Genomic DNA, 9,642 nt, shown 5'->3' on the forward strand with positions numbered 1-9,642 from the left:
GTTAAGCGCTTTTGCCTTCAGTCTTAAAACCCATACTGGCTGAGATTTCCTGGGCGGTTGCCTGGAGCTTGGGCAACCATTCATCTTCCAGACGATCCGCGGGTGAAGAAATTGACAAGCCAGCCACCAGCGTGCCTTGATCATCGTAAATGCCAGCGGCCATGCAACGCACGCCAAGCTCAAGTTCTTCGTTGTCATGGGCATAGCCGTACCGACGCACTTTCGAGAGTTCCTTCTCCAACGCTGACAGGTCGGTCAGGCTGTTTTTCGTATGACCGCTCAAGCCTGTTCGTGTGGCGTAAGCCCGGACCCGTTGTGGATCATCCGTGGCCAGAAACAATTTTCCGACCGATGTCAGATGCAGCGGAGCCCGCCCGCCAATAGCTCGCACCACCTGCATGCCCGAGCGCTCACTGTACGCTCGTTCAATGTAAATAATCTCGTCGCCCTGGCGCATACTTAAATTGACCGGCTGCTGAATCATTTTATGCAACTTGCGCATCGGCAGCAGCGCCGCGTCACGCACATTAAGTCGGTTCTTGACCAGATTTCCCAGTTCCAGCAGGCGCATGCCCAGCCGGTAGCTGCCAGGTTGCGCACGATCGACAAAACGACCGGTGGCCAAGTCATTTAACAAGCGGTGGGTGGTAGAGGGGTGCAGACCAGTCTTCTCACTGATCTCCTTGAGCGAAATTGATTCCTTTCTTGACGCCAAAACATCCATCAAGGCAAACATGCGCTCAATCACTTGAACGGTTGGGGTGCTCGGGATGCCGGACTCGATAATTCGCATGGTTGCTCCTGAATGACTGCGCCCATTTTATCTTGTGAAATAGACGGCAAGGGTAAACCCTTTTGCACAGGACTTTGACTCAGGACAATGGCAATGCGGGCGGGCCTGGAATATCTGTACCCCAGACCCCTGACACCAGATACTCCAGCGGACTGAACCTCGTCTTGTAATTCATTTTTCGACTGTCCTTGATCCAGAATCCCAAGTAGACATACGCGAGCCCCAATTTTCTGGCTTCGGCGATTTGCCAGAGAACGCCGTAGGTGCCCAAACTGTCACGGATCTGGGGATCGTAGAAGGTGTAAACCGCTGACAAGCCATCTTCGAGCACATCCAGAATTGAGACCATCTTCAGGCAACCCGGCGTGCCATTGGCCAGCGTCTCCCGGAATTCAACCAGTTGCGAATTGACATGGGATCGCAGTAGAAACTGCGTGTATTGATCGACGCTGTCCTCATCCATGCCCCCGCCGGCATGTCGCGTGCTTTGATAGCGCAAATACAGCTCATAGTGTTCCTGAACAAGGCAGGGTTCGAGCACCCTCGCCTGCAAGCCGCAATGGCGTGACCAGGCGCGGCGTTGACTTCTGTCAGGTACAAACTTGTCAACCAACACCCGAACCGGTATGCAAGCGTGGCAGCCTTCACAGCAGGGTCGATAGGTAAACAAGCCGCTACGTCTGAATCCTTGACGCACCAACTCGCTGTAAATGACCTCATCAACCAGATGGCTTGGCACCGCCACTTGCGAGCGTGCTTGCCGTCCAGGCAGATAGCTGCAGGGGTAGCTTGAGGTGGCATAGAACTGCAGCGCGTTCAACGGGCGTTCCTGGAGTTGCATCACGTGGACCTCACGTTGACGTTGATGTCGGCGCCAGCAACTGTTGCCAGAATTGGCAGTCAAACTTCCAGTTGGGCCCGGCTTGGGCGAGTCCTGCTGCCACCCGCTTCAAAAACAGATCGCGCGCCATTTCACTCGCACCCAGCGAAGCCAGGTGGGGAGTGTTTTGCTGGCAATCAATCTGGCCGATGCCATGATGACGGCAGAACGCGACCAAGGCCGCCAAGGCAATCTTGGAGGCATCACTGACACGGCTGAACATCGATTCCCCAAACACGGCTTTGCCCAGCGCCACGCAGTACAAGCCGCCGGCAAGCTCGCCATTGACCCAGGTTTCCACGCTGTGGGCCAACCCAGCGCGGTGCAATCGGTCATAAGCGGCAATCATGTCAGGCACGATCCAGGTCCCAGATTGACCCGTGCGCTCACGGCTGGAGCAGGCTTGAATGACTTGTTCAAAGGCGAAGTCAATCCGAATTTCGCAACCCGGCGTCTGGCAGAACTGCCGTATCGTTTTCTTGAAGGAACGGTGCAATCGAAAATTGGCGACATCGAGCACCATTCTTGGATCCGGGCTCCACCACAACGTGGGCTGCCCCTCGCTGTACCAGGGGAAGATGCCCTGGCTGTAGGCGCGGCGCAAGGTCTCAACATCCAGCACACCGCCTGCGGCCAACAATCCGGGCGCGGGAGAATCTTCGTCCCAAGCCTGACTCGGTGGAGGAAAGTCTTGATTGGAATCCAGCCATGGCAACGGTGGCGATTGAGAAGACATTATTCAATGTTAACCGCGGATTTGATACGGCAACCCGCTACAATGCCACCTCGTCGGGGCGTAGCGCAGCCTGGTAGCGCATCTGGTTTGGGACCAGAGGGTCGAAGGTTCGAATCCTTTCGCCCCGACCATTAATCAAGACAAAGGCCTCTAAGTAGCGATACTCAGAGGCCTTTTTCATTGGCAAATCAGTCAATTGCAGTGCAACGACGTACGAAGCAGTATCTTGTACGCAAAATGGAGCCACACATGCCCGTCATCACCAACATCGAAGACCTGCGCGTTCTGGCGCAACGGCGGGTGCCGCGCATGTTCTACGACTACGCCGACTCCGGTTCCTGGTCTGAGGGCACCTACCGCGCCAACGAGGCCGACTTCCAGACGATCAAGCTGCGTCAGCGGGTGGCCATCAACATGGACAACCGGAGCACCGCCAGCACCCTGGTCGGGTTACCCGTGGCCATGCCGGTGGCACTGGCACCGGTGGGCTTGACCGGCATGCAGCACGCCGACGGCGAGATTCTGGCGGCGCGTGCCGCGAAGAAATTTGGCGTTCCCTTCACGCTGTCCACCATGAGCATCTGCTCGATTGAAGACGTCGCTGCCGGCACCGACAACCACCCGTTCTGGTTCCAGGTGTACGTGATCCGCGACCGGGGCTTTATGGCGCGTCTGATCGAACGCGCCCGCGCCGCCCACTGCTCGGCGCTGGTACTCACGCTGGATCTGCAAATCATGGGCCAGCGCCACAAGGACCTGAAGAATGGCCTCAGCGCGCCACCCAAATTGACCCTGCCCAATATCCTCAACATGATGACAAAGCCGCGCTGGGCCATGGGCATGCTGGGCACCCGCCGACGCGGCTTCGGCAACGTGGTCGGCCACGTGATGGGGGTGGACGACATGAGCTCACTGACGCAGTGGTCGGCGCAGCAGTTTGATCCGACGCTGAACTGGAACGATGTGGAATGGATCAAGAAGCTCTGGGGTGGCAAGTTGATCCTCAAAGGCATCCAGGACCCTGAAGATGCACGCCTGGCCGTCAACGCCGGGGCTGACGCCCTGATCGTCTCCAACCACGGCGGGCGCCAGCTCGACGGCGCCGAGAGCAGCATCCGCGCCCTGCCCCGCGTCGTGGCGGCCGTGGGCAAAGACATCGAGGTTCACATGGACGGCGGCGTGCGCAGCGGGCAAGACGTGCTCAAGGCCCGTGCTCTGGGTGCGCGCGGCGTCTACATTGGCCGCGCCTACACCTACGGCCTGGGCGCGCTGGGTGAAGCGGGTGTCACCCAAGCGCTGGAAATCATCCACAAGGAGCTCGACTTGACGATGGCTTTTTGCGGCCGCACCGACATCAACACGGTGGACAGCAGCATGCTGCTGCCGGGGACTTACGCTTCAAACTGACTGGCAAGCGATCACAGCGTCTGCGTCACCAGCTTGAAGTCAGCATCCTCCGGGAACTGCTTGATCTGGAAGCCCAGGCCCTTCATCAGTTTGAGCATGGTCGGGTTCTTGGCCAGCACCAGGCCCTCAATCTCGGACAAGCCCTTGTCCCGTGCCACGTCCATCACCGACAGCATCAGCCGCGAGCCCAGGCCCTGGCCCTTGAAGTCATCGGACACCACCAAAGAGAACTCGCAGGTTGTACGATCCGGGTTAGTGATGTAGCGCGACACGCCCACGATGCGCGGCACCTCGCTCACTTCGCCATCCGCGCCGACATGGCGCTCGCGGTGGATCGCCACCAGGGCCATTTCGCGGTCATAGTCGATCAGCGTGAAGCGCGACAGCATGGTCGCGGGCAATTCCTGCATGGACGAGACAAAACGGAAGTACCGGCTTTCGGGCGAGAGCTTGCGCACAAATTCCTGGAGCATGCTGGCGTCGTCCGGGTGCACCGGGCGCACCGTGTATTCGCCGCCACCCTTGAGCGGCCACACCTGCTCGTAGCGCGACGGATAGGGCAGGATCGCCAGGTGGTTGTAATGGCGCGCTGACGGCGGCGTGTTGTCGATCACAATGCGCGCATCCACCGCCACGGCGCCGGTCTCATCGACGATGATCGGGTTGATGTCCATCTCACGCAGTTGCGGCAGCTCGCACACCATCTCCGACACGCGCAACAAGATCTGCTCCAGCGCCTCCATGTTGATCGGGGCGGCGCCACGCCACTCGCCCAGCGTCTCGGCCACGCGCGCGCGCTCAATCAAGCGGCGTGCCAGGAATTGATTCAGCGGCGGCAACTCCATCACGCGGTCATTGATCAGCTCGATCATGGTACCGCCCGAGCCAAAGGCGATCACCGGGCCAAAGGGCTCGTCGGTGACCATTCCCACAAAGACTTCGCGCCCACGCTTGTGGCTCGACATGTTCTGGATCGTCACGCCATTGATGCGCGCTTGCGGCTGCAGCCGGGCCACCGCCTCCATCATTTCAAGATAGGTGTCGCGCACGCCCACGGCATTGAGGACATTGAGCACCACGCCCTGCACGTCGGACTTGTGGCTGATGTCGGGCGAGTCAATCTTGAGCGCCACCGGAAAACCCAGTTGGGTTGCGATCATGATTGCCTCGTTCACGCTGCGCGCCAGAATGGTCCGGGTGACCGGAATATGAAAGGCCGCCAGCAGCGACTTGGACTCCATCTCGGTCAGCACCTTGCGCCGCTCGGCCAGCACGCTCTCAATCAACATGCGGGCACCCTCGACGTCGGGCTTGGCCAGGTCCGACATCGGCGGGGGCGTCTGCTGCAGCAGCTGCTGGTTCTGGTAAAAGGCCGCGATATTGCCAAACGCGCCCACCGCCGCCTCCGGCGTGCGAAAGGTCGGAATCACCGCGTCGCTCAGGATGCGTCGGGCGTCACCCACGGTGGCGTCTCCCATCAAGCAGGTAAACAGCGGCTTGCCCAGCTTCTTGTTGACCTCCGCCAGCGCCGTGGCAATGCTCGCAATGTCGACACCCATTTTGGGCGAGCAGATGGCCAGGACACCATCGACCTGAGGGGCCTTGGCCGCCGCATGCACTGCTGCCTTGAAGTGCTCGGGGCCTGCGTCTTCCGAAATATCAATCAGGTCGCACAGTGAGGCCAGGGGCGGCAACTCAGGCTTGAGCGCCTGCGCCTGCGCCTCCGTCAGGCAAGCCAGCTGCAGGTTGATCTCGGTTACCCAGTCGGCCGCCAGCACACCGGGGCCGCCGCCATTGGTGACAATGGCCAAGCGGCGCCCGACCGGGCGGTAGCGCGAAGCCAGGCACTTGGCCGCCGAGAACAGCGCCACAAACGAGCGCACCCGCACCGCACCGGCGCGTCGCAAGGCGGCGTCAAACACATCGTCGCTGCCAACAATGGTGCCCGAATGCGTCAGTGCGGCCCGGTTGCCTGCGGCCCGGCGCCCCCCCTTGAGCACCACCACCGGCTTGACATTGGCTGCCGCGCGCAGCGCACTCATGAAGCGGCGCGCGTTGCTGATGCCCTCCAGATAGACCACGATGCTGTGCGTGTGCGCATCGGAGGCCAGAAAATCGAGCACCTGGGCCATGTCCACGGCGGTATTGGGCCCCAGAGACACCACGGTCGAAAAGCCCACGCCGTTCTTTTGCGCCCAGTCCAGAATGGACGCAGTCAAGGCGCCCGATTGCGACACCAACGCCAGCGGCCCCGGGGCGCTCAAGGCACCCGCCACACTGGCGTTGAGCCGCAGGTGCGGCCTTTGAAACCCCAGGCAATTGGGCCCCAGCAGATTTATGCCGTCACGCCGGGCAATCTTGTTCAGCTCGGCGGCCAGGGCGGCGTCGATGCCGCTGGAAATCACCAGCGCGGCGCGGCAATTGATGCGCCCGGCAATTTCCAGCGCGGCTGCCACCTCATCCGCAGGCAGCGCAATGATCGCCAGATCGGCCTCGGTGTGTGCCAAGTCGGCCAGGGTGCCGGCATAGTTGATATCCAGAAACACCAGCGTACCGGTAAAGCGCTGCGCCCGAATCGCCTGGTGCAGCGCCTGCGCCTGCGCCGTCTGGCCCGATGGATCGTCGGCCTTGCCTATGAAGACAGCGATCGAGTTCGGTGAAAAAAGTGGCGTGAGAAAGTGCTTGTCCATACCGGGTCCTGTTGGAAAAAGAGCTGCTGCACCGCAGCATAACCACTTTTGCAGCATTGCCACTCGCTTTTTGGTGTCAGTGCTTGACTCAAAGCAAAGCCGGTACGCGCTATCCTCCTCTCATGAGCGAAAAAATACGCCGCATTGCCCACCTCGACATGGACGCCTTCTATGCGTCGGTCGAACTGCTGCGTTACCCCCAATTGCAGGGCCTGCCGGTGGTCATCGGCGGCGCCCGCCGCGCCGAGGACGAGACGCTGCGCCAGACCCAGCAGCACACCGCGCTGGCGCGCATCAAGATCGATGACTTTCCCCGCCTGCAGGGTTACACCGGGCGCGGTGTTGTCACCACCGCCACCTACGCGGCGCGGCAGTTTGGCGTGGGCTCAGCGCTGGGGCTGATGAAAGCCGCCAAACTGTGCCCCCAAGCCATTTTGTTGCCGGTGGATTTTGCCGAGTACCACAAGTACTCGCGCGCCTTCAAATCGATCATCCAGGAGATCGCGCCTTTGATGGAAAACCGGGGCGTGGACGAGGTCTACATCGACTTCACCGACGTGCCCGGCGGCCAGCGCGAGGGCGGCCGGGTGCTGGCGCGGCTCATCCAGAAAACCATCTTTGAGCAAACCGGCCTGAGCTGCTCGGTGGGCGTGGCGCCCAACAAACTGCTGGCCAAGATGGCCAGCGAGTTCAACAAGCCCAAGGGCATCGCCATCGTGTTCGAAGAAGATCTAAAAGGCAAAATCTGGCCGCTGGCCTGCCGCAAGATCAACGGCATCGGCCCCAAGACCGATGAAAAGCTGCGCCTGCTGGGGATTGCGACCATCGGTGAGTTGGCGCAGAGAAGCATTGACTGGCTGATCGACCACTTTGGCCAGAAGACCGGCGCCTGGCTGTTTGACGCCTCGCACGGCCTTGATGCGCGCCCGCTGGTGCTGCAGAGTGAGCCGGTGTCGATCAGCCGCGAGACCACGTTCGAGCGCGACCTGCACGCCGTGCGCGACAAGATGGAGCTCGGCGCCATCTTCACGCGGCTGTGCCAGCAGGTGGCTGCCGACCTCGCCGCGCAAGGCTATGTCGGCAAGACCATTGGCATCAAACTGCGCTATGACGACTTCAAGAGCGTGACACGCGACCAGACGCTTGACGCTTACACCGCTGACGCGCAAATCATCCGCCAGACCGCTGGCCTGTGCCTGAAACGCGCGCCGCTGGCGCAGCGCTTGCGCCTGCTGGGCGTGCGCGTGGCCACACTGGCCAAAGCCGAGATTGGCCAGGAATTTATAACAAATCAGGCTCTAGCCCACGTCGTTACTGCCCAAGCAGCTATCGATAGTGAAGCGAATACTGACCAGCTCTTTTGAGCCAGGACGGCAGCGGCCAGACGCTCAGCACGGCACACCCGAGCTCAATCGCCGCCAAAGCCGATTTCAATTGGCGTAAAGTCCGGCATCGAAAATCCATTCACAGTTCATCGTTCTCATAAAGGACTCCCATGCAACTCGCCACCTTGATGCGTCGTTTCACCATCAGATTTCGCATGCTGGGCGCCATTGCCCTGGTGGCACTGGCTTTGCTGTTCATCGGTGCGATTGGCGTGGCGGCCCAGCTGTACGCCAATTCCATCGCCACCGGTTTGGTCACGCGTGACATCAGCTCGCTCACGGAACTCGCGCGCCTGCAGCAGGCCATGAGCGCGGTTCGCCTCAATGAAAAAGAGATGGTCATCCAGTACGAAAACAGCGTGGAGGCGGCCAAGTACCAGGAAGCCTGGACGGCATCGTTTGCGCAGCTGGAAGCATCCGCCAAGGCCCTCGCTCCCCTGCTGCCGCAAGATGATCAACGCACCCAGTTGGCGCAGGTCGTCGCTGGCATGCAGCAGTTCCGCACCGAATTTGCGCCGATGGCCAAGCAGCTCGAGAGCATGGCCTTTGCGTCGGCACAGGTCGCCTCCGCCACCATTGGCCGGCTGCAACCCATTTATGACAAAGCCAACGCGAGCTTGACCACCCTGGCAGCCGAACTGCAGCGCGCCACCGAAGCCAGCCAGGACAAATTGCAGGGCACCGTCATGCAGGTGATTTGGCTCATCGCCGGGGCCACCGGCGTGTTGCTGCTGGTGTTTGTCCCCCTCACCATTTTGAATATGAACGCCATTTGCGTTCCCATCTTGCAGGCCGAGCAGGTCGCCCAGGCCATTGCGCGAGGTGATCTGTCCGACCACAGCGCTGACTGCAGCGGCAGCGACGAAGCCGCCCGGCTGTTGCGTTCCCTCGAAGAAATGCGCCATTCGCTGGGCCGATTGGTCGGGCAGGTGCGTATGTCAACCGACAACATCGCCACCGCCAGCGCCGAGATCGCTTCTGGCAACCAGGACCTGAGCGTGCGCACCGAGCAGACGGCCAGCAACTTGCAGCGCGCCGCCTCCCACATGGACCAGCTCACGCACACGGTGCAGCAGTCGGCCGATGCCTCGCGTCAGGCCAACCAGCTCGCCTCCACCGCGGGCGAAGTGGCCGCGCGCGGCGGCTCGGTCGTGGCCCAGGTGGTCAGTACCATGAGCGACATCACCGTGAGCTCCAAGAAGATCAGCGACATCATCGGCGTCATCGACGGCATCGCCTTCCAGACCAACATCCTGGCCTTGAACGCGGCGGTAGAAGCCGCCCGCGCCGGCGAGCAAGGCCGTGGCTTTGCCGTGGTGGCGAGTGAAGTGCGCAGTCTGGCGGGCCGCTCGGCCGATGCAGCCAAGGAAATCAAGGGCCTGATTGGCGCCAGCGTCGAACGCATCGAGACCGGCTCGCGTCTGGTCACGGATGCTGGCAAGACCATGACCGACATTGTGAATTCGGTGCAGCGGGTCTCCGACATCATTGGCGAGATCACCGGGGCTGCTTCGGAGCAGAGCCAGGGCATCGGCGAGGTCAATACCGCGGTGGTGAAACTCGACCAGATGACGCAGCAAAACGCCGCCCTGGTCGAACAGTCCGCCGCCGCCGCCGAGAGCCTGCGCGAGCAAGCCCAGCGCCTGGCTGAAGTGGTTGCCACGTTCAAAATCCCAAGTTCCGCCACGGGCAACCCGCCGCCCATGCGCGCCCCCCAGCCGCTGTCGACGCCCCCCCAGTTGTCAACACCG

General features: G+C 61.3%; 7 protein-coding genes and 1 tRNA gene. 4 read left to right on the forward strand and 4 right to left on the reverse strand.

Annotated features, from left to right (window positions below):
* Window position 1 precedes the first annotated feature (1 nt).
* From GZ093_RS06955 to aat, 3 genes are all read right to left on the reverse strand, one after another.
* The gene (locus GZ093_RS06955; protein ID WP_296483970.1) at window positions 2-793 is read right to left on the reverse strand and encodes an IclR family transcriptional regulator; all 792 of its coding nucleotides are present in this window, start codon (window positions 791-793) and stop codon (window positions 2-4) included.
* Window positions 794-872: 79 nt separating this feature from the next.
* Entirely contained in the window at window positions 873-1,637 is a 765-nt protein-coding gene (locus GZ093_RS06960) for an arginyltransferase (RefSeq protein WP_296483973.1), read from the reverse strand.
* A gap of 7 nt (window positions 1,638-1,644) precedes the next feature.
* Window positions 1,645-2,409 carry a leucyl/phenylalanyl-tRNA--protein transferase gene (aat, locus tag GZ093_RS06965; protein ID WP_296483976.1) on the reverse strand — a complete coding sequence of 255 codons (765 nt, stop codon included), beginning with the start codon at window positions 2,407-2,409 and terminating at the stop codon, window positions 1,645-1,647.
* A 54-nt stretch (window positions 2,410-2,463) separates the two neighbouring features.
* Between aat and GZ093_RS06970 the strand changes: the two genes are divergently transcribed.
* Window positions 2,464-2,540, forward strand: a tRNA-Pro gene (locus tag GZ093_RS06970).
* 118 nt (window positions 2,541-2,658) lie between these two features.
* Window positions 2,659-3,816 carry an alpha-hydroxy acid oxidase gene (locus tag GZ093_RS06975; protein ID WP_296483979.1) on the forward strand — a complete coding sequence of 386 codons (1,158 nt, stop codon included), beginning with the start codon at window positions 2,659-2,661 and terminating at the stop codon, window positions 3,814-3,816.
* 11 nt (window positions 3,817-3,827) lie between these two features.
* Here the strand turns inward: GZ093_RS06975 and GZ093_RS06980 are convergent, their stop codons facing one another.
* Entirely contained in the window at window positions 3,828-6,506 is a 2,679-nt protein-coding gene (locus GZ093_RS06980) for a bifunctional acetate--CoA ligase family protein/GNAT family N-acetyltransferase (RefSeq protein WP_296483981.1), read from the reverse strand.
* Window positions 6,507-6,628: 122 nt separating this feature from the next.
* Here GZ093_RS06980 and GZ093_RS06985 point away from each other — a divergent pair, with 122 nt between their 5' ends.
* Together GZ093_RS06985 and GZ093_RS06990 are read left to right on the forward strand one after the other, a co-directional pair.
* Window positions 6,629-7,870 carry a DNA polymerase IV gene (locus GZ093_RS06985; protein WP_296483983.1) on the forward strand — a complete coding sequence of 414 codons (1,242 nt, stop codon included), beginning with the start codon at window positions 6,629-6,631 and terminating at the stop codon, window positions 7,868-7,870.
* 131 nt (window positions 7,871-8,001) lie between these two features.
* Window positions 8,002-9,642: methyl-accepting chemotaxis protein (locus GZ093_RS06990; RefSeq protein WP_296483988.1), on the forward strand; the 1,641-nt coding region annotated here is incomplete at its 3' end.

This window comes from Rhodoferax sp., assembly GCF_010365055.1.
Lineage (GTDB): Bacteria > Pseudomonadota > Gammaproteobacteria > Burkholderiales > Burkholderiaceae_C > Rhodoferax.

Bases quoted from the DNA above. Each gene is read 5' to 3' on its own strand.
- GZ093_RS06980 (WP_296483981.1), bottom strand. From the start codon at position 6,506: ATGGACAAGCACTTTCTCACGCCACTTTTTTCACCGAACTCGATCGCT.
- aat (WP_296483976.1), bottom strand. From the start codon at position 2,409: ATGTCTTCTCAATCGCCACCGTTGCCATGGCTGGATTCCAATCAAGAC.
- GZ093_RS06955 (WP_296483970.1), bottom strand. From the start codon at position 793: ATGCGAATTATCGAGTCCGGCATCCCGAGCACCCCAACCGTTCAAGTG.
- GZ093_RS06975 (WP_296483979.1), top strand. From the start codon at position 2,659: ATGCCCGTCATCACCAACATCGAAGACCTGCGCGTTCTGGCGCAACGG.
- GZ093_RS06985 (WP_296483983.1), top strand. From the start codon at position 6,629: ATGAGCGAAAAAATACGCCGCATTGCCCACCTCGACATGGACGCCTTC.